At 29.6% G+C, this 25,314-nt stretch carries 21 protein-coding genes; 18 read left to right on the top strand and 3 right to left on the bottom strand.

All coding sequences use genetic code 11. The features are described from left to right. Positions 1-74: 74 nt before the first annotated feature. The 8 genes from CRN98_RS08505 (at position 75) to CRN98_RS08475 (ending at position 7,542) form a co-directional block, all read left to right on the top strand. A complete protein-coding gene (locus tag CRN98_RS08505) occupies positions 75-1,466 on the top strand; it encodes an MATE family efflux transporter (protein WP_097027000.1) in 1,392 nt (463 codons plus the stop codon). A gap of 386 nt (positions 1,467-1,852) precedes the next feature. Continuing rightward, a complete protein-coding gene (locus CRN98_RS08500) occupies positions 1,853-3,016 on the top strand; it encodes a tetratricopeptide repeat protein (RefSeq protein WP_097026999.1) in 1,164 nt (387 codons plus the stop codon). Positions 3,017-3,051: 35 nt separating this feature from the next. Beyond that, positions 3,052-3,180, top strand: coding sequence for a hypothetical protein (locus CRN98_RS18050; protein WP_278335418.1), 129 nt, complete (start codon positions 3,052-3,054; stop codon positions 3,178-3,180). 337 nt (positions 3,181-3,517) lie between these two features. Continuing rightward, entirely contained in the window at positions 3,518-3,949 is a 432-nt protein-coding gene (locus CRN98_RS08495) for a MarR family winged helix-turn-helix transcriptional regulator (protein ID WP_179632051.1), read from the top strand. Positions 3,950-3,966: 17 nt separating this feature from the next. Next, positions 3,967-4,194: a DUF2798 domain-containing protein gene (locus tag CRN98_RS08490; RefSeq protein ID WP_179632049.1), complete on the top strand. Its 228-nt coding sequence runs from the start codon at positions 3,967-3,969 to the stop codon at positions 4,192-4,194. A 533-nt stretch (positions 4,195-4,727) separates the two neighbouring features. Further along, positions 4,728-5,810, top strand: coding sequence for a PTS sugar transporter subunit IIC (locus tag CRN98_RS08485; RefSeq protein ID WP_097027062.1), 1,083 nt, complete (start codon positions 4,728-4,730; stop codon positions 5,808-5,810). Between the two features lie 29 nt (positions 5,811-5,839). Further along, on the top strand, positions 5,840-6,769 hold the full coding sequence (locus CRN98_RS08480; protein WP_097026996.1) for a 2-dehydropantoate 2-reductase: 930 nt from the start codon (positions 5,840-5,842) through the stop codon (positions 6,767-6,769). Between the two features lie 347 nt (positions 6,770-7,116). After that, positions 7,117-7,542: a MarR family winged helix-turn-helix transcriptional regulator gene (locus tag CRN98_RS08475; protein WP_097026995.1), complete on the top strand. Its 426-nt coding sequence runs from the start codon at positions 7,117-7,119 to the stop codon at positions 7,540-7,542. A 363-nt stretch (positions 7,543-7,905) separates the two neighbouring features. Here the strand turns inward: CRN98_RS08475 and CRN98_RS08470 are convergent, their stop codons facing one another. Next, on the bottom strand, positions 7,906-9,285 hold the full coding sequence (locus tag CRN98_RS08470; protein WP_097026994.1) for a cache domain-containing protein: 1,380 nt from the start codon (positions 9,283-9,285) through the stop codon (positions 7,906-7,908). 212 nt (positions 9,286-9,497) lie between these two features. Between CRN98_RS08470 and CRN98_RS08465 the strand changes: the two genes are divergently transcribed. From CRN98_RS08465 to CRN98_RS08440, 6 genes are all read left to right on the top strand, one after another. Next, a complete protein-coding gene (locus CRN98_RS08465; RefSeq protein WP_097026993.1) occupies positions 9,498-11,225 on the top strand; it encodes a sensor histidine kinase in 1,728 nt (575 codons plus the stop codon). Beyond that, the gene (locus CRN98_RS08460) at positions 11,215-12,606 is read left to right on the top strand and encodes a sigma-54-dependent transcriptional regulator (protein ID WP_097026992.1); all 1,392 of its coding nucleotides are present in this window, start codon (positions 11,215-11,217) and stop codon (positions 12,604-12,606) included. Before CRN98_RS08465 ends, CRN98_RS08460 begins: the two co-directional genes overlap by 11 nt. A 220-nt stretch (positions 12,607-12,826) precedes the next feature. Then, on the top strand, positions 12,827-13,744 hold the full coding sequence (gene glsA, locus CRN98_RS08455; RefSeq protein ID WP_097026991.1) for a glutaminase A: 918 nt from the start codon (positions 12,827-12,829) through the stop codon (positions 13,742-13,744). A gap of 65 nt (positions 13,745-13,809) precedes the next feature. Next, the gene (locus tag CRN98_RS08450) at positions 13,810-15,234 is read left to right on the top strand and encodes an alanine/glycine:cation symporter family protein (protein WP_097026990.1); all 1,425 of its coding nucleotides are present in this window, start codon (positions 13,810-13,812) and stop codon (positions 15,232-15,234) included. 279 nt (positions 15,235-15,513) lie between these two features. Beyond that, positions 15,514-16,431, top strand: a complete 918-nt coding sequence (glsA, locus tag CRN98_RS08445; RefSeq protein ID WP_097026989.1) for a glutaminase A — start codon at positions 15,514-15,516, stop codon at positions 16,429-16,431. A gap of 77 nt (positions 16,432-16,508) precedes the next feature. Then, entirely contained in the window at positions 16,509-17,987 is a 1,479-nt protein-coding gene (locus tag CRN98_RS08440; RefSeq protein WP_097026988.1) for an alanine/glycine:cation symporter family protein, read from the top strand. A 190-nt stretch (positions 17,988-18,177) separates the two neighbouring features. On the opposite strand, the gene CRN98_RS08435 is transcribed toward CRN98_RS08440, so the two are convergent. Next, entirely contained in the window at positions 18,178-19,287 is a 1,110-nt protein-coding gene (locus CRN98_RS08435; RefSeq protein WP_097026987.1) for a DEAD/DEAH box helicase, read from the bottom strand. A 232-nt stretch (positions 19,288-19,519) separates the two neighbouring features. Here CRN98_RS08435 and CRN98_RS08430 point away from each other — a divergent pair, with 232 nt between their 5' ends. Both CRN98_RS08430 and CRN98_RS08425 read left to right on the top strand, forming a co-directional pair. Beyond that, positions 19,520-19,753: a hypothetical protein gene (locus tag CRN98_RS08430; protein ID WP_097026986.1), complete on the top strand. Its 234-nt coding sequence runs from the start codon at positions 19,520-19,522 to the stop codon at positions 19,751-19,753. A 198-nt stretch (positions 19,754-19,951) separates the two neighbouring features. Continuing rightward, positions 19,952-20,845 carry a chemotaxis protein gene (locus CRN98_RS08425; RefSeq protein WP_097026985.1) on the top strand — a complete coding sequence of 298 codons (894 nt, stop codon included), beginning with the start codon at positions 19,952-19,954 and terminating at the stop codon, positions 20,843-20,845. Positions 20,846-20,896: 51 nt separating this feature from the next. Here CRN98_RS08425 and CRN98_RS08420 read toward each other — a convergent pair whose 3' ends face one another. Beyond that, entirely contained in the window at positions 20,897-22,837 is a 1,941-nt protein-coding gene (locus tag CRN98_RS08420) for a Cache 3/Cache 2 fusion domain-containing protein (RefSeq protein WP_097026984.1), read from the bottom strand. 381 nt (positions 22,838-23,218) lie between these two features. Here CRN98_RS08420 and CRN98_RS08415 point away from each other — a divergent pair, with 381 nt between their 5' ends. Both CRN98_RS08415 and CRN98_RS08410 read left to right on the top strand, forming a co-directional pair. Further along, positions 23,219-23,899: a pseudouridine synthase gene (locus tag CRN98_RS08415; protein WP_097026983.1), complete on the top strand. Its 681-nt coding sequence runs from the start codon at positions 23,219-23,221 to the stop codon at positions 23,897-23,899. 496 nt (positions 23,900-24,395) lie between these two features. After that, positions 24,396-25,232: an AraC family transcriptional regulator gene (locus tag CRN98_RS08410; RefSeq protein WP_097026982.1), complete on the top strand. Its 837-nt coding sequence runs from the start codon at positions 24,396-24,398 to the stop codon at positions 25,230-25,232. Positions 25,233-25,314 lie beyond the last annotated feature (82 nt).

Here is a 25,314-nt window from a genome sequence, read left to right as displayed (position 1 = left end):
TTTAATGCGCTTTAATTATATTCATATGATTAGGAAGCTAAATATAATAATTAGAATCAAGGAGGCAATAAAATATGGATGAATCAAAAGAACTAGGAACGGAAAGTATAGGCAAACTCCTCCTTAAATTTTCTATTCCAGCTGTTATAGGCATGCTTGTTAATGCCTTATATAGTATCGTAGACAGGATATTTGTTGGCAGAGGAGTTGGGTCACTTGCACTTTCAGGTGTGGCAGTTACCTTTCCTATTACAAACATAATTATGGCAGTAGGAATGCTTGTGGGAACGGGTGCTGCAGCAGTAGTTTCTATAAAATTAGGACAAAAGAAGAAAGATGAGGCGGAAAAGATTTTAGGTACTTCTTATGTTCTTACAATAATAATATCAATAATTGTAACTGTTTTAGGACTTATATTTTTGGAGCCTCTCTTAAAAATATTAGGTGCAAGTGCAGAAACCATGCCTTATGCAAAGCAATTTGGAGGCATAGTACTTTTAGGTACTGTACTTCAAAATGTTGGATTTGGATTAAATCCTATAATTCGTTCACAAGGTGATCCTAAAACAGCTATGATTACTATGCTTATAGGTGCTATACTTAATTTAATTATAAATCCTATATTAATATTTGGATTTAAGTTAGGTGTAGTAGGATCAGCACTGGCAACTATTACTTCACAGGCTGTTTGTTCAATATGGATATATAAATATTTCACAGGCAGCAAAAGCATGTTAAAGCTAAAAAAAGAGAATATGAAGTTAGAAAAATCTGTTATTAAGGAAATAATAGCAATAGGTATGTCTCCTTTTGCTATGCAGGTTGCGGCTAGTTTAGTTACTATTACTATAAACACAAACTTGGCAAAGTATGGTGGAGATCTTGCTATAGGAGCTTATTCTCTTATAATGAGCATTGCTGTTTTAATATTAATGCCTGTGTTTGGTGTAAATCAAGGGGCACAGCCTATAATTGGATATAATTATGGTGCTAAAAATATGGGCAGAGTTAAAAAAGCATTGTTATATGCAGTTATTGTAAATACGTGTATATCAACAGTTGGATTTATTTTAGTTCAATTATTCCCAGTTGAAATTATTCAAATTTTTAATAAGACAGACCTTAAGCTTATAGCTCTAGGAGCAAATGGACTTTCAATTTATCTTATGGCCTTTGCCTTTGTTGGACCGCAAGCAACTTGCACTAATTATTTTCAGGCTGTGGGAAAAGCTAAATATTCAATGTTTTTAAGTTTATTAAGACAAATTATACTTCTTATACCTCTTATACTGATACTTCCACATTTCTATGGATTGAATGGTGTATGGATATCAGGACCGATTTCAGATTTTGTTTCATCGATAATAACGTTTATTTTCATAGGATATGAAATGAAAATGTTAAAACAACTTGAAAATGATAGGGCAATTGATTGCTGTGAAGAAAGGGCTAAATTGTCAGTTTAATAAAATTTTAGTTAGGTATAAATATTAGATAAAATATCATATTAACTTTTAAAAACACTAAAGTTTAAAAGCATCTGTAATTTGATATGCTCCCTTTATGGTAGACAGTTAAAATAATAAAACTGTTTCCATGAAGGGAGTATATCAATGTCGCAGATGCTTTTTTAGTATTAAGTAACAATAGGTTTTTAATTAAATGTATAGTTATATTCACAAATACGTGGTGAAAAAATTCTTTGGCGTAATGTATTGAAAGAAAATGTCTAAAAATGTATAATGAATATATATATTTTAGATTTATTTGGAAAATATATAAATTGAGGATGTTTGTGGTAATAGATGAATAAAAATAGTACTTTGTCTGAAATAAAGGTGGAGATAAACTTATGAATTTTGATTACGAAATAGAAAAAATAAACCCTATTAATATTAGTTCTGAGGAATTTAATTCTAATGAGATTCCTAGTAATGTTAGGAAATCCATAGCTCTATACAACAAATCTATTATAAATTTAAAACTAAAGTGTGTGGACTTAGTTATAACAGATTTAAAGAAATCTTTATCCCTTAATCCAGATTTTTGCGAAGCAATAAAATTTTTAGGCCTATGTTATGTGTATACAAAGGATTTTAATAAGGCTGAGAAGACTTTCAAGAAACTAGCTAAATACAACATATATACTAAGCTGGCAAATGAGTATTTGCAGGAGCTAAATGCTGAGAGGACTATTTCAAAAGCCCTTGATACCATAAAAGGTGCTAGCTCAAATTCAGATAATAATAGAAGCAAAATAAAAAAGGCTAGTAATGTTTCAAAAAAGTGTATTTCATCATTTTTAATAGCAGTTATAATCATCGCTATTTCAGGATTGGCTTATTGGAATCGTTCCAACATTCAAGGTATGTTTAGTAAAACTGAAAATACTGAGATTAATAAAAACAAGGAGCTTGAACAACAAAAGGCAATAAATGAAAAGTATAATAAGATAAATGAAGAAAATAAGAAAGTAAATGAAGAAAATAATAAGATAAATGAAGAAAATAAGAAGCTTCAAAAGGATTTAGAGACTACAAAATTAGAATTTGATAATTATAAAAATAAAAATAATATTAAAAATAACATTGAAAATAAAAATAACATTATTTCAATGCTAAGTGATGCTGAGAAATCCTATGCAGAAGGAAATTATGAAAAAGCATTGAATAATTTGATAACACTAAAGTCTTTAAAACTTGATGATACAGAAAAATCAAGACTTGATAAGCTGTGGAATAATATAAAAACAAATCATGTATGGACTATATATAATGAGGCAAATAAATTATATAAACAGGGAAAGTATCAGGAGGCATTACCAAAGCTTATAATGGTTCAAAAAATTGCACCGGAATTGGATATCATGCCCTGGGTTCTTTATCAAATAGGAACTTGTTACAAACAAGCTAATGATAATAAAAATGCACTTGTATTTTTTGAAAAAGTTAAGAAGGATTACCCAAATACTGAATATGCAGGTTATTCTGAAGGCATGATTAATCAAATTAAATAAATTTAGAATTGGGTCGATGAACCGTACCACAAGTAATGGAGGTTTTTAAAATTACAATTTCATTAATAGATGGAAGCTTGTACTTTTCAGATGAGGAAGCTCAGAAGAAATTCATAATGGATGATAAGCCCAGTATAACAGGCAAGCAGGAAGTAAGAAAGTAACCAAAAACGGAAATACGAGAACAAGAAAACAATATATACTCAGTACATGAGTATATATAAAGAGGCAGGGAAGGCTTCTTCCTGTCTTTATTTTATTGAGCCCATAAGAATGAGCTAGAAGGCTCAAGAACCATGCTAATAAGAGGGAGCTAGTGTAACTATGTTGAGGATAAAAGCATATTATAAATTAGTATTGTAATTTTTAGGAGGAGTGAATATTGATTTCAAGATATGATTATATCGATGGTCGCAACGACCCCGAGGGTTGTGAACATTCTTGCTTGTCATATAGTTGACTTGTCAAGTAAAATATTATAAAATAAAAATGGTGATAAATATGAAAAACATATATGAAGAATTTGGCAGATGGATATCTATATTGTATAGACAGTTTCAGATATTTATAAATAATGAATTGAAGGACTTAAATATAACATCGGGTGAATATATATATTTGATAAAGCTCTATGAAAATAAAGAATTGACTCAAGAGGATTTAGCTGAAATATATTATATTGATAAGGCAGCGATAACAAGGAGCATAAAGAGCCTTGAGGATAAAGGATATATAAAAAGAATAAAAAATCAAAGTGACAAAAGGTCCTATAGAATACAAGTCACAGAAAAGGCTTTAAAGGTTAAACACAGAATATATAATGCATTAAAATCTTGGGATGATTTGATTTCATCAGATGTAAATGATGGAGAATTAAAAATGGTATCCGATATATTGAAGAATATGTCAGTAAAGGCACTGAATAGAGATTAATAAGGGGGATGATATTTGTGAAAATAAATAAGAAGTATAGGGGAGTTGTATTTTCATGTCTTGCTGCTGTATTTATATCTATACCCATTGCCTTTTTTATGGTAATAATAAATTATGGATTTAGATCAGGCTTTTTTATAGCATTTTTAAAATCTTCATTGGTTGGTACAGCCATTTCTGTGCCATTGGCTAATATATTTATTCCATTGGCAGAGAAGATAGTAAATAGGATAGTGGAGGAATAGTAGGCTTTCTTTAAAGCCATTGATATGATTTGCTTTTAGAGAGATAGAAGTTATAATTGAATAGAACTATATAAAATAGCCGATTAAAGTGTTAAGTTATGCTTTGTTCGGCTATTTTTATTATATTATACTTGGTATTTACAAAAATGCTATGAGTAAATGGATTGAGATTCATTATTATGGAACAGCATTATAAAATGAATTAGTTTTGATGATATGTTTAAAAGAAGTTTAGATTACGATGAATTATTAAAAAATCCAAAAACGGTTGTTTTATAAAATTAATTGTTATATTTTTAACTTTTATTATTTAAACGTATTGCAATTTATGTTTAAATATGATATATTTACTCCCGGAAGTTAGTTGTACATACAAATGAGTGACTTATAAAGTAGAATTAAGTCGAAATAATTAACTTTTAAACAGATTACTAGTAATTAATGTAAAAATGACTTTAAAAATTTTAAGACTGGATGATAAAAAATAAACAATAATTAGAAATGAATTTTATGATAGGGGGAAGAAAGATATGATGCAAGAGATTATAGTAAAAGAAGAAAAAGTAACACCTAAAGAAAATTTAACATCTAAAGAAAAATTAACACCTAAAGATTATTTAAATAAAGTTTTGGCTGGAACTGCAACTGGAATTGTTGTTGGATTAATTCCAAACGCAATTTTAGGTTCAGTATTTAAAAGCTTAATACATGTTTCACCTATATTTGCTACTTTCTATAATGCTGTAAGTATTATGCAGTTTGTAGTGCCACTTCTTGTAGGGGTTTTAGTGGCTTTACAATTTAATTTTAATCCTATGAAATCAATCATTGTTGGATCAGCAGTATTTTTAGGATCAGGTGCTTATAAGGTTACTGAACATGGTGTACAGATGGTTGGTATAGGTGATTTAATAAATATAATGTTACTTTCAGCTATAGCAGTGTATGTTATTAGAGCAATCGGAGATAGGCTAGGATCTTTAACAATATTGCTATTACCAATTATAGGTGGAGCAGGTGTCGGTATTATTGGTATGTTTATGCTTCCTTATGTAAGTAAAATTACTATGATAATAGGTAATGGAATTAATAACTTTGCAGCGTTACAACCATTATTAATGTGTATTTTAATTAGTATTTCATTTTCAATTTTAATTATTTCACCAATTTCAACTGTAGCAATAGGAATTGCTATAGGAATAGCAGGACTAGGTGCTGGAGCAGCTGCTATTGGAGTTACTGCTTGTACAGCTATTTTAGTAATTGGATCAAGTAGAGTAAATCAAAGTGGAGTTACTTTATCTGTTTTATTAGGTGCTATGAAAATGATGATGCCAAATTTAGTTAAGTATCCTATAATAGCAGTACCTATTATTGCCAACGGTATCTTGTGTGGAATAGGTGGATATCTATTTAATATATCAGGTACAGCTAAAAGTGCTGGATTTGGAATAACTGGATTAGTTGGTCCTTTAGCGGCTATAAACAGCTCAAGTTCAATCATGGCAGTGTTATTAGCATTCATTGTGATACCTTTTGTAGGTGCATTTGTTATTGATTGGTTCTGTAGAAAAGTTATACATTTATATGATGAAAATATTTTTAAATACATTTAAGTTGATACAAAAGAGGAGTGTGAATTGAAATGAAAATTGCAATTGTTGGAGCAGGAGCTATGGGCTCACGTTTTGGATATATGTTACATGAAGCTGGAAACGAAGTTCTATTAATAGATGCTTGGAAAGAACATGTAGATATTATAAATAAAGAAGGGTTAACAGTTGAAGAAAATGGAGCATTTAACAAGGTGAAAATACCAGCAATGTTACCTGAAGATGCTATAGAAGCTCCAGACTTAATAATTTTATTTACTAAGTCAATGGGATTAGAATCTATGCTGAAATCTATAAAAAATATTTTAGGAAAGCATACAAAAGTATTATGCCTATTAAATGGATTAGGTCATAACGAAACTGTTGAAAAATATGTTGATAGAAAAAATATACTTATGGGAGTAACTTTATGGACAGCTGGCTTAGCAGGTCCTGGACATGTTGTGTTAACTGGAGATGGAAGCTTAGAAGTACAAAACATTGATCCTAACATGGAAGTAGAAACAAAAGAGATTTGCAACATACTAAGCCAAGCTGGATTAAAAGCTCATTATAGCGAAGATGTAATATTCTCAACATGGCGTAAGGCTTGCGTAAATGGAACTTTAAATAGTTGTTGTACAATTTTAGATTGTAATATTAAGGAATTCGGAGAATTAAAAGAAGCGCCACAACTTATTCGTAACATTATAAAAGAATTTGCTGATATTGCTGCTAAATATGGAGTAGAATTAAATGTTGAAGAAGTTGCAAAAGTAGTAGAGGGGGTATACGATCCAAGCCAAGCTGGAGCGCATTATCCATCAATGCATCAAGATTTAATTCAAAATCATCGTCTTACAGAAATTGATTATATAAATGGATATGTATCTAGAAAAGGTAAAGAATTTAATATAAATACACAATACAATGATTTATGTACAGCTATTGTTCATGCAAAAGAACAATTACTTATTAAATAAATACAGTTGTTTTAAAAAAGTTGATTATTATTTTAATATTAATCAACTTTTTTTTAGATATTATTTATCCGATGGCTACCCGCTCTAATACTCCTATCTTCTTCAAAGTGGGAGTAAAGAACGGCTACGTCCCTGGATAACGATTTCTAAGCCTCAGCGGGAGTAAAAACTCCCTCTGAAGCCAAGAACTCTGTTTATACAATTAAATAATCCTTTTAATAGTAGAAATATATAAAAAAGAAATACTTTTATATAAAATAGTGGCATTAACTTAGTTGCAAATGTTAGAAATTTTCTTTAATATATTATTATAGATAAAATTATAAGAGTTTAGAACGGAGGATATAATGCTTGAACAAAATTTCTGCGAGTGTTTATTTTTTACTGCGACTAGATTAAAAAAGGTAGCAGCTAAAATAGCTGAAGACGAATTGAAGTTACTAGGAATGTCGCCTTCATATGTATATGTACTTCTTGGGGTAAAATTTAAACCTGGAATAACACAAAAGGAATTATGCGAAGAACTTCATTTAAAGCCATCTACAATAACTAGACTTATAGATAAATTAGTAATGAATGGTTTAGTTGAGAGAAGAGCTGAAGGAAAGTTATCTCATATATACTTAACTAAAGATGGAGAAGAAATTCAAGAAAATATACAGAAGTATAGGGTAAAGTTACACGATCGTTATAAAGAAATCTTAGGAAAAGAAGAATATGATTTATTAGCTAAGATAACAAATGATTCTGCAAAAATATTAGAATCTAAGTAGATATGTTAATTAAATAAAACAAATGTAGGTAAGATTTAATATAAAATGGCTTCATGGTGTTTTTCAAATGGAAAATTTGATACTCTAAAAAAGACAAAAATATATTAATGAAATTTAAAAAAATATAATTACAATGTGTGTTGAGTTAATTCATAATATAAAATTACATTCTAAGATGGTTGATTATAATCTTACATAGATTTTACTATAATTTCAATTGCAGCTAAATATTTCTTATATATATAATAAAAGATTTATACTATAGTGAGTTGTGTAAGTCTTCTATTTTATATAGAGTAGAGTATGAGATGATAAAGATATATACAGCCATATAAGCTATAACTTATATGGCTGTTAGTTTGCTTAAGAGTTAATAATAGAGTTAATAAATTCATCTAATTGCATAAGCTCAGTTTTTAATTCAATAGAAATGGAGTTTTTATGTAGAGAATTTATATATTCTTGTATTTTAAATAAATAATTATTTACGCTTACCATTTGAATTTCATGGGATTTTACAGACAAGTTAAGTTTAGCTTTATAATTGGATAGTCTTGTTAGTAAAATTTTTAATTCTTTAGCATTTGCAGAATTAAAATCGCTAGTATTTTTTATTAGATTATTTATTCTTTCCTTTTCGGCTTCGATTTCAAATAATATATTAATATTTGAAGTTGGTTTTTCAAATAAAAGTTCTTCACTTTCAATTTGGAATAAATTTATTTTCGTTGATTTAGGAAGTGTTTTTTCTTCAGTAGCCTTAATTGAACCACTTAGTGATTGTATAGTACTTCCCATTTGTTTTGTAATGTATAATATGCTAATAATGCTCATAAATAGTATGGCAATAACTCCTATAAATATATTTGTTATTATGCCCTTCGTTTCTTTTGTTAATTGATGTTCTTCTATTGCACCTACAACCTTCCAGCCAGTAACTGTATTTGTTGTATATGAAATGTAATAATTTCCTGTTATATTTTCAGAATGTAAACTTCCTGATTTTTGGCTATACAAACTATCTATAATATTGTTATTAAAAATAGCTTTGGATTTGCCATTTTTAACATTATCAATTATAAAAAAATTTTCGTTATCAGTTCTTGAGATAATAAAAATGTCACCTTCATTAAATTCTCTAAAATAATTCATTTTTTTTGATAAATCATCAAGATAAATATCTATAGCAAGAACGCCTTTAAACTTGTTTTCTTTATCAATAACACTTTTAGAAACAGTAATAGTATATTTTTTTGTAGTACTATCAATATAGGGCTTTGACCAAGTTATTTTGCCATTAGAATTTATTGCATCTACGTACCAAGGTCTTTGTGTCGGTTCCCAATAATCATTTGAAAGTTCTTCTGAAGTATCTGGCCATGACACAAGTTTTTTAACACCAAATATTTTATTTTCTGGTGCAAAGTAAGCAAATGCAGTGGAGGAATAAGCCTGTTGAAAGGTTTTTAAAAGATCGAGAGTAGAATTATAATATTTCTCAGGATCATCAGATACATATTGAATCATTTCATTTTTAGATAACATCTCAACAGCACTTTCCAGAGTAGATAAAAACTCAGTTATTGAAAGATTATGCTGCTCTACAGAACTATTAAAAGATTTAGTATACTTATTTTGGGATATTATACGGTTAGCATTTATATAAATGTTTGTGACTATAAGAATAATAACTATAATAAATATAATGACTTTTACTGCTAGGTTGTCTACTATTTTAAGCACAAAATCGCCTCCTGAGTATGGTTACACAATTATTCTAGCATATACATAGGGCGAAGTGCTAAAATTTTTTTATTCAAAACTAGAAAATAATAAGTTATAATAAAAACAATTCTTGATAAGCATCGAAATGGTAGTTTAAAAAGAGAAATTAATTCTATAATAAAAATTAAATTTGTAAACCTATATTTTCAAGGAAGAGTAAGGTGTAGAATATGAAGCTTAAGTTTAAAAGAAAAATAGTATTACCAATATTATTTCTAATGATAATCCCTATATTAATACTAAGTGTTTTGTTTTTTAGTAGAATGCAGAGGATTTACTATGAGAGTATTGTTCAAAATACAGAAAACTTTTTAAACTTAATTTCAGAAAGAACCTATAAAATGAAGGATGACTTTTATTCTAAGCAAATGTTATTTAGTGAACTCTCTTCACTGAAAAAGTTGGGGGTTATAGCCTATGAGGGTGACGAGATATTTTATACTAGTTTAGATGGAATTAACTTGGATATTAATAAGATAAGGCTTGGATACACAGAGAATAAGAGATATGAAATTAAGGAAAAGACTTATGAAAATTTAAATATTTCCGTATATGTAATAATTGACAAGTACAAGATACTTTTTAATGTTCTAAATATGTACAAACCATATTTAATATTAATAGTTATTTCAATACTTGTCTCTTTACAAGCTATTATTTTTCTAACTGATAGTTTTTCAAAGCCTATATCCATACTTTTAGAAGGATATAATGATATAATATCAGGAAACCCTAAAAATAATATAGATATTAAAAGGGAAGATGAACTAGGGCTTTTGGGTGAAGCATTTAATGAAATGAAAAAACAGATATCTATTGGCAGTAATAAATTTTTACAAATGAAAAGGTTCAATGAAGATATATTAAGGAGTATTTCAACAGGAATAATAACTGCAGATATGTGTGGCAAAATAAAGAATTATAATGATGCCGCTTCAGATATTATTGAAAGGGTAATGTGTATTAATGAAAAAAACCCCAAGATAATTAAAACACTTATGATGCAGATAAATGAAACTATAGAAAGAATGGATTCAGTAAATAGAATAGAGTATTTTAATGAATATGATACAAAAGAATCAGTTTACTTAGATATAACTACAGCGTTAATGAAAGATTCTTCAGGAGAATGTATTGGAGTGATCTGCAGCTTTAATGATATTACAAATAGAAAAAAGATTGAAGAAAATGTAGAAAGGATAGACAGGCTTACTTCATTAGGACAGTTAACGGCAGCTTTAGCCCACGAGATAAGAAATCCCCTTTCAGGAATTAAAATGAGTGCCCAAATATTAAACAAAAGGCTTACTAGCCACCTTAAGACATCTGAACAAAATTTATTTGAAGCTATAATTAAAGAAACAGAAAGACTTGACTTATTAATTACAGATCTTTTAAACTTTTCAAAGCCAAGAATACCAAAGTTTCAAATTATAGATGTGTTTGAGATTCTTAATAGAGCACTTCTTTTTTCTGATAAGAAGATAAGAGAAAAAAATGCAATAGTCAGCATGAATTATGATATAAAGGGAGCGCAAATATATTTTGATAAGGGACAACTTTTGCAAATTTTTTTAAATATTATATCTAATGCATTGGATGCCATGGATACAAAGGGTGATTTAAAAATAAGTGTAGAAAAATCAATAGAAAAAAATGATACCTGTATACTTGTATCATTTGAGGATAATGGATGTGGAATAGATAAGGAAAACATAAATAAAATTTTTGATCCATTTTTTACAACTAAAGAAAGTGGAACTGGTTTAGGGCTTTCTGTAGTACATAAATTAGCCACAGCAAACAATGGAAATATTGAAATAGAAAGTATAGAATCAGTTGGAACCATTGTGAAAGTATATTTGCCAGAGTATAGGGGAGAGATTAATGAATACTAAAATTTTAGTAATTGATGACGAGGAAATAATGAGATTAACCCTTGAAGAGGGACTCTGTGATCTTGGATATAATGTAGAAACAGCAGCAGATGGCTTGGAGGGAATAAAAAAATTAAAGGAATTTAGACCTGATGTTATATTACTTGACATGAGGCTGAAATCAGAAAATGGGCTGGATGTTGCAAGAAAAATAAAGCAAATGGATGAATATGTAGAAATAGTTATCATGACAGCATATGGAGACATCAAAACTGCTGTTGAAGCAATAAGGATAGGAGCCATAGATTATATAAAAAAACCTTTAGACATTGAAGAAATTGAAGTTACTATATCAAAGGCAATTGCCAGCCAGAGTATGAAGAAAAAATTAAAGCTTTATGAAGAAAGGGAATTAAAATCTGGAGAGACATTTATAAGTAAAGATCCTGCAATGGAAGATATTATAAGAAAAATGAATGTATTATCTCAGAATGATTCTGTGACCGTACTGATAAGAGGAGAGACTGGAACGGGTAAAGAGGTTATTTCTAATTTTATACATAAGAACAGTGATAGAAAGCATTCGCTAATGCTCAGTGTTAATTGTGCTGCAATACCTAGGCAGCTTCTTGAGAGCGAACTTTTCGGCTTTGAAAAAAATGCATTTAGCGGTGCAAATTCAAGAAAGAGAGGACTTTTGGAACTGGCGCATGGTGGAACTGTATTTCTTGATGAGTTAGGGGAAATGCCACTTGACATACAGTCTAAACTTCTTAGATTTCTTGAAACAAGAAAATTTAATAGAATAGGTGGACTTGAGGAAATAGAGGTTGATATAAGGGTGATTGCAGCTACTAATAAAAACCTTGAAGAAGCAATAGCTAAAAAGGAATTTAGAGAAGATTTATATTATAGGCTAAATGTAGTACCTATTTTTATTCCAGCGTTAAGAGAAAGAAAACTTGATATTATGGAGCTTTCTAAATACTTCTTGGATATTTTTAATATTAAATTCAAGAAAAGTTTTAAAGGTTTCACAAATGAAGCTATTGATAGGATGACATCTTACCAATGGCCTGGGAATATAAGGGAACTTAAAAATATTATAGAGAGAATTGTAATTTTAAATAATGCAAGTTTTATAGATGTTGAAAATCTTCCAAGTGAAATACAAGAACAAGTAAGTAACGAAAAGAATATAGAAATTGCAGAACAAAATGAAGAATTTATTCAAGAAGGTTTTTCACTAGAAGAAAAGGTAGCAGATCTAGAAAAGTACTATATAACAAGGGCTTTAAACAGGTCAAAAGGGAATTTTAGTGCCGCTTCAAAACTCCTTGGAATTTCAAGGCATGCGCTTAATAGAAGGATGGAAAAATATTTTAATGATATAATGAAATAATTATTATAAAATTTATCTATATATAAAAAAATGCTCGATATTGAACATGGTGGTTGATATCGAGCATTTTTTATGCGCATTTTTGAGCGTTTTCAACATAAATATACAGAAAAATTATCATTTTTTTAATTTTATCTATGTTCTTTGTTTGGCATGAATCTTGCTTTGTATATTTAGTGCTAGAATTAATGTTCAGAAATTAAGCAGGAGGTAATTGTTGATGAAATCGATTTTGAAAAGCATAATTGAAGACAGTAGGGATAGTACAAAACTTGGACAAGTAGCAACGTATATTCCTGAACTTGCCAAGGGAGACAGAGATGCCCTTGGAGCATGTATTTTCGACGTGAATTGTGATTCTATTTTAGAAGGAGAGTATAAGACAAAGTTTACTATTCAAAGTGTATCAAAGGTAGTAATTCTTATATGTGCTCTTATTGACAATGGTAAGGATGAAGTTTTTTCTAAGGTAGGTAGTGAACCTTCTTCAGATCCATTTAATTCATTACTGAAGTTGGAAATAAATGAAAACCATAAGCCTTTAAATCCATTTATAAATGCAGGAGCAATAGTTTGTACGTCTCTTGTATCAGGGGATAATGGCATAGAAAAGTTTAGTAGAATTCATAATATGATGAAAAAATTAGCGAATAATGATGATATTGATGTAAACTATTCAGTTTATAACTCAGAAAAATTGACTGGAAATACAAATAGAGCAATAGCTTACTATCTTAAGGGTGCTAACATAATTGAAAAGGATGTAGAAGACATATTAGATGCATACTTCAAATGCTGTTCCATAGAGGTTGTTGTTGAAGATGTAGCAAAGATAGCTTCTGTAATTGCGAATAATGGTGTAGCACCATGGTCAAATGAGAGAGTGATTCCAGAGGAAGTTAACAGAATAGTAAAAGCTATTATGACAACTTGTGGATTATATGATACATCTGGAACGTTTTCTGTTAATGTTGGTATTCCTGCTAAAAGTGGAGTAGGTGGATGTATAATGGCTGTTGTTCCAAACCGTATGGGGATAGCAGTTGTAGGTCCAGCACTTGACAAGCATGGAAACAGCGTTGGTGGAGTGAAGGTCATGGAAGACCTTTCTAGAAAACTGAGTCTAAGTATTTTCTAATTTTTATAGAGAAATATTTATGGGAAATGTTAAAAGGATAAAATTATTAAGAGGAGAGTGTAAAATTGGTAAATTTTTTAAATTCTTTTGTATCATTTAGTAATACCATACTTTGGTCCTATGTACTAATAATTTTGCTTATAGCAGCAGGACTTTATTTTACTGTATATCTTAAGGGAGCACAGTTCAAATTTTTCTTTCAAACATTTAAGCTTCTAGGTGGTGGAAAACCTAAAGATGGTAAAGGAGTTTCCTCATTCCAAGCATTCTGCATAAGTGTTGCTTCCAGCGTTGGTACTGGAAATCTTGCAGGGGTTGCAATTGCAGTTTCAGTTGGAGGCCCAGGAGCAGTTTTTTGGATGTGGCTTATAACTCTTTTAGGGGCAGGTTCAAGTTTTGTTGAAAACACATTAGCACAGGTATATAAGGTAAAGGACAAAAATGGATATAGAGGTGGTCCTGCATATTATATGGAAAAGGCTCTTGGCAAAAGAAAGCTAGGAATTATATTCTCAGTACTTATAACTGTATCTTTTGGGCTTGTATTTAATTCTGTTCAGGCAAATACTATAACTTTTGCATTTCAAGAAGCTTTTGGTCTTAGCAGGCTTTATGGAGCTATAATTGTTATAGCACTTACTTCTATGGTTATATTTGGTGGAGTTAAGAGAATAGCACAGGTTGCAGAAGTTATAGTACCAGTTATGGCTGTAGCTTATGTATTAGTTGCATTATTTGTAGTTTTGAAAAATATAGGTCAACTTCCACACGTATTTACAATGATTTTTGAAGGAGCTTTTGGGATAAAGCAATTTACAGGTGGTGGAATTGGTGCAGCTATTATGATGGGAATTAAAAGAGGGTTATTCGCAAATGAAGCAGGTATGGGAAGTGCACCAAACGCAGCAGCTGCAGCAGAGGTAGCTCATCCAGTTAATCAAGCAATTATGCAAGTGTTTGGAGTTTTCCTCAATACTATAGTAATATGCAGCGCAACAGCATTTATTATATTAGTTTCTGGTGCGAATCAACAAGAAGGACTTGCTGGAATACAGTTAACGCAAACAGCATTAACTTCTCAAGTAGGCGCTTGGGGGAAAATATTTATAGCAGCATGTACTTTTATGTTTGCATTTAGTTCTATAATTGGAAACTACTATTATGGTGAATCAAATATAGAATTTATGAATGGAAGTAAAACAGTGCTTAATATATTTAGATTTGCCGTAATTGGTATGGTATTTATAGGCTCCATGGCTTCATTAGATATGGTATGGAATTTAGCAGATTTATTTATGGGATTAATGGCACTTCTTAATATTGTAGTTATATTTAAATTAAGCAAGATAGTTTCAAAGGTAATTCAAGATTATGCAGCACAAAAAAGAGAAGGCAAAGATCCAGTATTTTATGCAGAGAATATTGAGGGATTAGTAAATACTGAATGCTGGAGTAAGGATATAAGTGAACGTGAAAAGATTTCTGTATAGAACTTTAGAATTATTTTTGATAAACTAAGGAATCCAGTAGTAAGCAGTAATGCCTTGCTACTGGATTAATTTTTTATATAAAGTTTGGCTTTATATAAAAAAATGCTCGATATCGAACATATTGTTTGATATCGAGCATTTTTTATGTGCGATTTCTAACAATTTCACCATCAATATACAGAAAAGTTGATATTTTTCAAATTTTATTTATGTTTTTAATTTGGCACACATCTTGCTATATATATTAATGTTCAGAAATTACGAGGGAGGTAATTGGCGATGAAATCGATTTTAAAAAGCGTAATTGAAAATAATAGGGATATTACAAAATTCGGACAAGTGGCAACGTATATTCCTGAACTTGCAAAGGGAAATAGAGATGCTCTCGGAGCATGTATTTTCGATGTGAATTGTAATTCTATTTTAGAAGGAGACTATAAAACAAAGTTTACTATTCAAAGTGTATCAAAGGTAGTAACTCTTATATGTGCTCTAATAGATAATGGTAAGGAAGTGGTTTTTTCTAAGGTAGGTAATGAACCTTCTGCAGATCCATTTAATTCATTACTAAAGTTGGAAATAAAGGAAAATCATAAGCCTTTAAACCCATTTATAAATGCAGGAGCAATAGTTTGTACATCCCTTGTGGCAGGTGATAACGGTATAGAAAAGTTTAGTAGAATTCACAGTATGCTGAAGAAATTAGCGAATAATGATGACATTGAGGTAAACTATTCAGTTTACAACTCAGAAAAATTGACTGGAAATACAAATAGAGCAATAGCATACTACCTTAAGGGAGCTAATATAATTGAAAAGGATGTAGAGGATATATTAGATGCGTATTTCAAATCCTGTTCAATAGAAGTGGTTGTTGAGGATATAGCAAGGATAGCCTCTGTAATTGCAAATAATGGTGTAGCTCCATGGTCAAATGAAAAGATAATTCCGGAAGATGTTAATAGAATAGTAAAGGCTATTATGACAACCTGCGGATTATACGACAGATCTGGAAAGTTTTCTGTTGATGTTGGTGTTCCGGCTAAAAGTGGAGTAGGTGGATGCATCATGGCTGTTGTTCCAAACCGTATGGGGATAGCAGTTGTAGGACCAGCACTTGATGAACATGGAAACAGCATTGGCGGAGTAAGAGCCATGGAAGAACTTTCAAAAGAACTTAATCTAAGTATTTTCTAAAGAAGATAAAATTTGATAATTTTTAAAAATAAATTATTAAATTTTAAAAATAAAATTATTAAGAGGAGAGTGTAAAAATGGTAGAACTTTTAAATTCTTTTATATCCTTTAGTAATAATATACTTTGGTCCTATGTACTCATAATTTTACTTATATCAGTAGGGCTTTATTTCACGGTTTATCTTAAGTGCCCACAGTTCAAATTTTTCTTTCAAACATTTAAGCTTCTTGGAGGCGGTGGAAAACCTAAAGATGGCAAGGAAAGTAAAGGAGTTTCTTCATTCCAAGCCTTTTGTATAAGTGTTGCTTCTCATGTTGGTACTGGAAACCTTGCAGGGGTTGCCATTGCAGTTTCAGTTGGAGGTCCAGGAGCAGTTTTCTGGATGTGGGTTATAGCTCTTTTAGGAGCAGCTTCAAGCTTTGTTGAAAACACATTAGCACAGGTATATAAAGTAAAGGACAAAGATGGATATAGAGGTGGTCCTGCATATTATATGGAAAAAGCTCTTGGCAATAGAAATCTAGGAATTGTATTTTCAGTACTTATAACTATATCCTTTGGACTTGTATTTAACTCAGTTCAGGCAAATACTATAACATTAGCATTTGAAGGAGCTTTTGGTCTTAACAGGCTTTATGGAGCTATAATTCTTATAATACTTACTGCTATGGTTATATTTGGTGGAGTTAAGAGAATAGCAAAGGTTGCAGAGGTTATAGTGCCAGTTATGGCTGTAGCCTATGTATTAGTTGCATTATTTGTAATCTTAAAAAATATAGGCCAAATTCCACACGTATTTGGAATGATTTTTGAAGGAGCTTTTGGTATAAAGCAATTTACAGGCGGTGGAATTGGTGCAGCTGTTATGATGGGAATTAAAAGAGGATTATTCTCAAATGAAGCAGGTATGGGAAGTGCGCCAAACGCAGCAGCTACAGCAGAGGTAAGTCATCCAGTTAAGCAAGCTATCATGCAAGTATTTGGAGTTTTCCTTGACACTATAGTAATATGTAGTGCAACAGCATTTATTATATTAGTTTCTGGTACAAATCAAAAAGAGGGACTTACGGGAATACAGTTAACACAAATAGCATTAACTTCTCAAGTAGGTGATTGGGGAAATATATTTATAGCAGCATGTATTTTCATGTTTGCATTTAGTTCTATACTTGGAAATTACTATTATGGTGAATCAAATATTGAGTTTATGAATGGAAGTAAAACAGTGCTTAATGTATTTAGACTTGCTGTAATCGGTATGGTGTTTGTGGGTTCCATGGCTTCATTAGATATTGTATGGAATTTGGCAGATTTATTCATGGGATTAATGGCACTTCTTAATATTGTTGTTATCGTTAAATTAGGTAAGGTAGTCTCAAAGGTAGTTCAGGATTATATAGCACAAAAAAGAGAAGGCAAGGATCCAGTATTTTATGCAGAATCTATTGATGGATTAGTAAATGCTGAGTGCTGGAGTAAGGATAATAAGGACTTTATAAGTCAAAAAAGAGAAGGCAAAAATCCAGTATTTCATGGAGAGTCTATTGATAGATAGTAAAGGCTGAGTGCTGGAATAAAGATAAAATGCGGTTTAAAAATTGATTAAAATATTTTCAAACTCCCTATGATTTAAGATTATAGGGAGTTTTGATTTTTATATGTTATTATAAGTTTCTATACATACAATATTCATATTTATAAGAGCATATTCATGTAATGTTATAAGAAGAGAAATGTTTAAAGCATTATATATCTAATTCTCTTCTTGGTATCTCAAATTTTATGGATTTTTCTATTTCCTCCAGAGCTCTTTTATCTTTTGGATCTATAAATAGACAAGTATAGCCCTCTTCACCAGCTCTTCCTGTTCTGCCAATACGATGTATATAAGATTCAGCACTTTCAGGAATATCATAGTTATATATATGGCTAACTCCACTTATATCTAATCCTCTAGCTGCTACGTCTGTAGCTATTAGATATTGAATATCTGCATTTCTAAAGGATTTTATTATTCTTTCACGTTTTGATTGAATTATATCGCTATGTAATTTTGTACAGTTATATCCACGCCTATGTAATGCCATTTCAAGATCATCTACTCTTCTCTTAGTTCTGCAAAATATTATAGCCATAAATGGATTATCTTCATCTAAAACCTTGCATAAAGAATCTTGTTTTCTTCTGTCAGTAGTCTCTACCACTTCTTGGTTAATATTAATAAGTGTAACTTCTTCTTTTTTAACGGCAACCATTAAAGGATCATTCATATATCTATAGGCTAATTTTTTAACTTCAGAATTCATAGTCGCAGAAAAACATAATGTCTGACGCTTTTTATTTGTTTCCTTTATAATAGCTTCAACATCATTTTTAAATCCCATAAGCAGCATTTGATCAGCTTCATCTAATACTAATGTTTTTAATTTGCTAAGATCTACTGTTTTTCTTTGGAGATGGTCTAATAATCTACCTGGAGTTGCAATTATTAAATGAATATTTTTACTCAGCTTTTTTAATTGAGACCCAATATCTTTACCGCCATATGCGGCTAAAATGTTTATGTCTTTAACAGCTTTAAATTTCATAGCTTCCTCAGTTATTTGAATAGCAAGTTCTCTTGTAGGAGATATAATCAACGCTTGAATTGTATTTATTTCAGGTGATATATTTTCAAAAATAGGAATCAAAAAGGCAAAGGTCTTTCCTGTACCAGTTTGTGCTTCTGCTATAACATCTCTTCCTTCTTTAATAAATTTAATACTTTCTTTTTGAATTGCTGTTGGCTCAGTAATACCTGTGTGCTTTAATACATTTATTATATCTTCACTAATACCTAGTTCTTTAAAATCCATTATTTTTTCATACCTTTCATTACTTATTTGTATTTTATCTTCATTAAATCAATTAATAATATCACATAAATATTAATAGTAATAGGGGACGGTTAACAACTATTTGTACAAAATGCATGAATAGTTGTTAACCGTCCCCTATGATAAAGTCAAATAATGAACTAAATACTTGTTATTTTATTATTAATACATATAATTATACTTGGGAAAAACAAATAACGGAGGTGCCATTATGACTAGTGATGAAATATATAAAAGAATAATTGTTATGGATAGTGTTAAATCTGCAAATACATTTATAAAGGAATGCAATATAAGTAAGTCTGATATTGGAAAGCTGTGTAAGAAATATGACATATTTGTAGATCCAAAAGCAACAAAGGAAGAACTGGTAAATAGATTTATAAGTTTAACTTTAGGTGAAAAACTAAAAAAGAAATCTGCTAATAAATATAAAACAAAATAAAAAATAAAATGCCATCTTCCAGTAATGGAAGGTGGTTTTTAGTTTAAGGGTACTGTAAAGATAAACCTTAGTTAGTCGATAACATAAATAGAAAAACATAGAAAAAAATCATAATTTGAAATATAATATGTATTAGGATATGTTTAACTATTTATGTATTTATAAGAAATGTATTATTTATAAAAAGGAGATTTGATTATGGGTAGCAGTATATTACTGGAAAGCGGCACTGGTGAAGTAGAGATTCTAGAATTTATAGTTAATAATAAGCACTATGGAATTAATGTAATAAAGGTTAAAGAAGTGCTAGAAATTGAAGATTTAACTGAAATTCCTCAATCCCATCCTGCAGTGGCAGGATTGATCTTATGCAGAAATGAAATAATAACTTTAGTAAATTTAAAATATGTTTTAGATGGACAAAGTATAGTAAATAAGAAAAATAAAATAATACTGTGTGAATTTAATAAAACTAAAGTTGCATTTAATATTGATAGCATAGTTGGTATACATAGAATGGGATGGAATAACATAAGTAAACCTGAAGACATTGCAAGTAATCCTTTAGTCATAGGAAACATAATATTAAATAATAAAATAATTTTCTTGTTAGACTTTGAAAAAATTGTTACTGATATAAATCCTGAGTCAGGAATAAGTGAGGATAAAATTATAGATGTTGAATATAAGGACAGATCAGATATTAAAGTTATGCTTGTAGATGATTCTCCTTTAATAAGAAGACTTTTAAATGACACCTTAACTAAAGCAGGTTTTACTAATTTAAAGTCTTTTGATGAAGGAGAAGAAGCGCTAAATTATTTGAACAAATTAGTAGAAGAGAAGGGAGAAGAATTCATAAAAGAGGTTCAGCTTGTTATAACTGATATAGAAATGCCAAAAATGGATGGACATACTCTTACGCGAAAAATTAAGGAAGATAATATACTAAAGAAACTCCCGGTGATAATATTTTCTTCTCTAATTACAAATGAGTTAGCCCATAAAGGTAAATCTGTAGGAGCTGATGCTCAATTAAGTAAGCCAGAGGTAGGAACTTTAGTTGAACTAATAGATAAATTTATAAAATAATCTCTATAATAAGAAATAAACCGCCAGAAATGGCGGTTTATTCTTATTATATCAGTTATATATATCAGAAAATTCAATTTGTATTTTTTCTACATTTGTTTGTTGAGGAAGTTCATTTGGTGACTCGGGCGTGTCTTCTTGTAAAATTGGTTTAACGGGCAGTTCAATGATAAATTCTGTTCCTTCGCCATATTTACTTTTTACAGAAATTTTTCCATCATGCATTTGGACTAAGGATTTTACAAGAGACAAACCTATACCACTTCCTTCATGGGTTCTACTTAATAAAGGACCTATTTGTTTAAATCTTTCAAAAATCTGTTTTAGGTTATCTTGAGAGATTCCTACTCCATTATCTTTTACAGAAATAAGAATAAATTCTTCTTTGTCATAAATACTAACTTCTATTGTGTCACCAGGTTTTGTGAATTTAGTTGCATTAGAAATAAGATTAAGCATAATTCTCTCCATCTTTTCTAGATCAAAATTCATAATCTTTTCTTCGATATCTGTATCAAATATAAGGTTTCTCGATTTACTTTCTACATATTCAGCAGTTGATAAAGTTATATTTTCAATTACTTCTACAATATTAGCCTTTTGTAAATTCAATTCCATAAACCCAGAATCTATCTTTGTAATATCAATTATGTTATTTACTAATCGCAGCAATCTATAACAATTTTGTTTAATAATAGTTAAGTGTTGATTCATTTTTTTATTAGCAAATGCTTTAGGATTACTGTTTATATTGAGAGCAGAGAGTTGTACTGCTGAAAAGATTATATTTAAAGGTGTTCTTAATTCGTGGGACATATTTGCAATGAATTCAGTTTTTAATTTATCATACTGCTCTTTTTCCTCCATTAATCTCTTATTTTCTTTTATCATATGATTAAAGCTACTTGCCAATATACCGATTTCATCTTTGCTTTTTATGTCACAATGTACTGTTAAATCTCCACTACTAGCGATTTCCATGCAGCGCTTTAGCTTGTTTATAGGTTTAACTAAAGTATTAGCTAAGAATAGAGCTAGAATTGAAGCCAGTACTAAAATTATTAATACTGTAAGTAATGTCATATTTAAGATTGATTTAGAAGAGGATTTTAAATCATCATAATTAGCAGTTGTAACAATATACCAATCCCAAGGTTCAAAGTATTTATAAGCGGCTAATTTACAAACTCCATTAAATTTGTATTCAATTACCCCATGATTATTTTTAAACATCTTTTTAGAAAAATCAAAATCACCAATGTTTTGTCCAGTTATATTTGGATGAACAAGAACATCTCCTTTTGAATTCATTATATAAACATATCCAGTTTGTCCTATCTTAATGTCACTTAATGTTTTTTCTAAATACTTATTCAAAGCCTTGTAGCCTAAGGCAATTGCACCTATAACTTTTTTGTTTTTATCTAATAAAGGTTTATATCCTGTTATAAACCAATCTCCTTCAACTAAATTGCTATCATAGTAGGATTCAGCATTCACTATTTTTTTATATACGTGAGAATTACTATTTATGAAAGTTCCTATAGCTTTTTTGCCATCTTTAGTAGTAACATTTGTAGAAACTCTTATTAATTTATCATCTTTTAATAAAAATATGGAGGCAATTGCCCCAGTTGATTGTTTTATATCATCAACCATAGTCGAAGTTAAGGATAATTTACGTTCACCAATATACATGGATGGCACAATAAAATCTCCAACTTGAATTTGTTTATTATTATCTATTATTATATCACCTGAATTAGCCATTAGTTTTTCAACATAATATAACTCAGAGTATACCTTTTCTAAAAGCAAATTATTTCTAACACTAACTGTGGTATTAATTAATTCTGATACACGTTCACTTTTTTCTGTTATTTCCTTAAAAACTGCATTTCGAGATTTGTTACCAACTAAAACTCCTAAAACACTTACTGAAAAGATAATCAATAATAAATAGCTTATCATTAATTTAGATTTAATATTCATATGTTTTCGTCAGTCCTCCTTGATTTAGCAGTAGAGTTTATAAACGCTTTTTAAATTTCAAAAATATTGAAAACAATTGCATTATTAATTGTATTCTATAATTCTACATTTTTTTGTAAATTCCTCTTTTATTTCCAATCGTATTATAATTAAAGTACCATCTATGTGAAAACATGCAAATAGTTCTTAATCACCATGAGCTTTAACCTAAGAACGGTTTTAAATATTTACACATAAAAAATTATCACATATCAATTTTAAAATTTGTTGTATAATGTTGATAAAAGTAAAGTTGTAATTAATAAAAAAGCTATAAAAAGGTATATAAACTAAATATGAAGAATTTTATATAGACATAAGTGAAAGGATAAAGATTTTAAAATGAGAATAAATAAACGTCTTAGTAATTTGGGTTTTTGTTCAAGAAGAGAAACGAATAGACTTATTGAGCAAAATAGAATAACAGTAAATGGTGAGCTTTGTAAGCAGGGGCAGTGGATAGAAGAAGAGGATATCATTCTTATTGATAATAAACCTATTCCATTGAAAGATAAAATTTATATTGCATTAAATAAACCAGTGAGAATCACCTGTACTGCATCAAAGGAAGTGAAAAATAATATAATCCATTTTATGAATTATCCAGAATACATTTTCCCAGTTGGAAGATTAGATAAAGCATCTCAAGGGCTAATACTAATGACAAATGATGGGGATTTGGCAAATAAAATTTTGGAATCAGAAAATGAACATGAAAAAGAATATATTGTAACTGTTAATAAGCCCTTTGATGATTCTTTCATGAAAGGAATGTCTAAAGGAGTGGAAGTCTGCGGAGCTAAGACAAGGCCTTGTAAAGTGAGTAGGGTTCAAGAGGATACCTTTCGTATTATTTTGACTCAAGGACTAAATAAACAAATTCGCAGAATGGGTAGAGCCTTTGGATATACAGTTGTGCGTTTAGAACGTATTCGGATTATGAATATAAAAATTGATGGCATAGATATTGGTAAGTGGCGTAATCTTACAGAGAAAGAGGTAATGGAATTAAGAAATGGATAAGAACTGGTAAGCAAATTTATAGTATAAAGTACCCGATAAATTTAGTATAGTCTTTATAGTTTATAAATGATTTAGAATTATGAAGGGTGAACCGTACCATAAATAAATGAGGTTTATAGCTTAAACCATTGATATTACTTGGCTAATGCTATTTTTACGACTGAAAATACCGTATCATAAGTAATGTTATATTTACAAAATATGTTATAAGAAAAGAGGTAAGAAATATTTTAAGTATAAAATAAATATGAAAATGCTGTTTAAAGAAGCTTATATTTTCTATTATATATGTTTCAATAAACTTTATTCATTAAGAATAACGGATATTCATATCTTACGATAATGTTAATGTAGTTTTATTAATGAAACATATATATCAATGTTATTACTGAAAGTTATCATTTTCAGTAATATTTTTTATAAATGAAAGTAAAATTCTTAGGAAAATCGAATCATTAGTAGCTATGTAAAAAGTATTTGGGGGAGTGGGATTAAAATGATAATTAAAAAATCTTTGATAAATAAAAGTATTGAGTACATTTTACAGCATATAGATGAGGATATTTCTATTGAAGATGTTGCTAATCACTGTAATTTTTCAAAATATCATTTTAGCAGAATGTTTAAAGAAGGAACAGGAGTAAGTATTTATTCTTTTATCAAACGTATAAAAATGGATCAAAGTGCAGTAAGTCTTAAGGTTGAAAAAGATAAAACTATTACTGATATTGGAGTTAATTATGGATACAGTTCTTCGAATTATAGTTCAGCCTTTAGCAAGCAGTATAGTATTTGTCCAGTGGAATTTAGAAAGGCTATGAATTCAACAGGTGTTGCTAATCCATTTTGTCCTAGTGAATATAATACTTTTAAGTCTTTTGAATATTATGATGAGAATATTATTATACAAAATCTAGCTGATTTTAAAGTGATTTATGAAAGATATATTGGAAATTATAGGGATATAGGGGTTGATTGGTATAGTTTTATGGAACGGTACAAAACCTATATTAAACCAGATACACTTTTGATTGAAAAATCTTATGATGATCCAGCTATTACCCAATTAGACAAATGTATATATGATTTATGCATCACTGTTGGTGAAGATATAGAGTTAGAAAATGTTACAACGATAAAAGGCGGTAAATTTGCAGTTTATCGGTTTAATGGATTTATACATGATATTTTTGTGACATTCCAAGGAGTTTTTAATATTTGGCTTCCACGTAGTGGATATAAAAGGGATGAAAGATATGGATTAGGTATTTACCACAATATTGACAGAAAAAATAATCATGTTGCTATGGATTTATGTATTGCTATTAAATAGAGCAAGAATTCAGAAGTAAAAAAGTAAGGTTTCCTTTATTATGAAAATAGTGACAAAGCTATCACTAGATAAAGTTAGGAAG

Origin of the sequence: Clostridium peptidivorans, from assembly GCF_900205925.1 — a bacterium.
Lineage (GTDB): Bacteria > Bacillota > Clostridia > Clostridiales > Clostridiaceae > Clostridium_AK > Clostridium_AK peptidivorans.
Note: the sequence above shows the minus strand (reverse complement) of the source record. Positions and strands in the feature narration are given on the sequence as shown.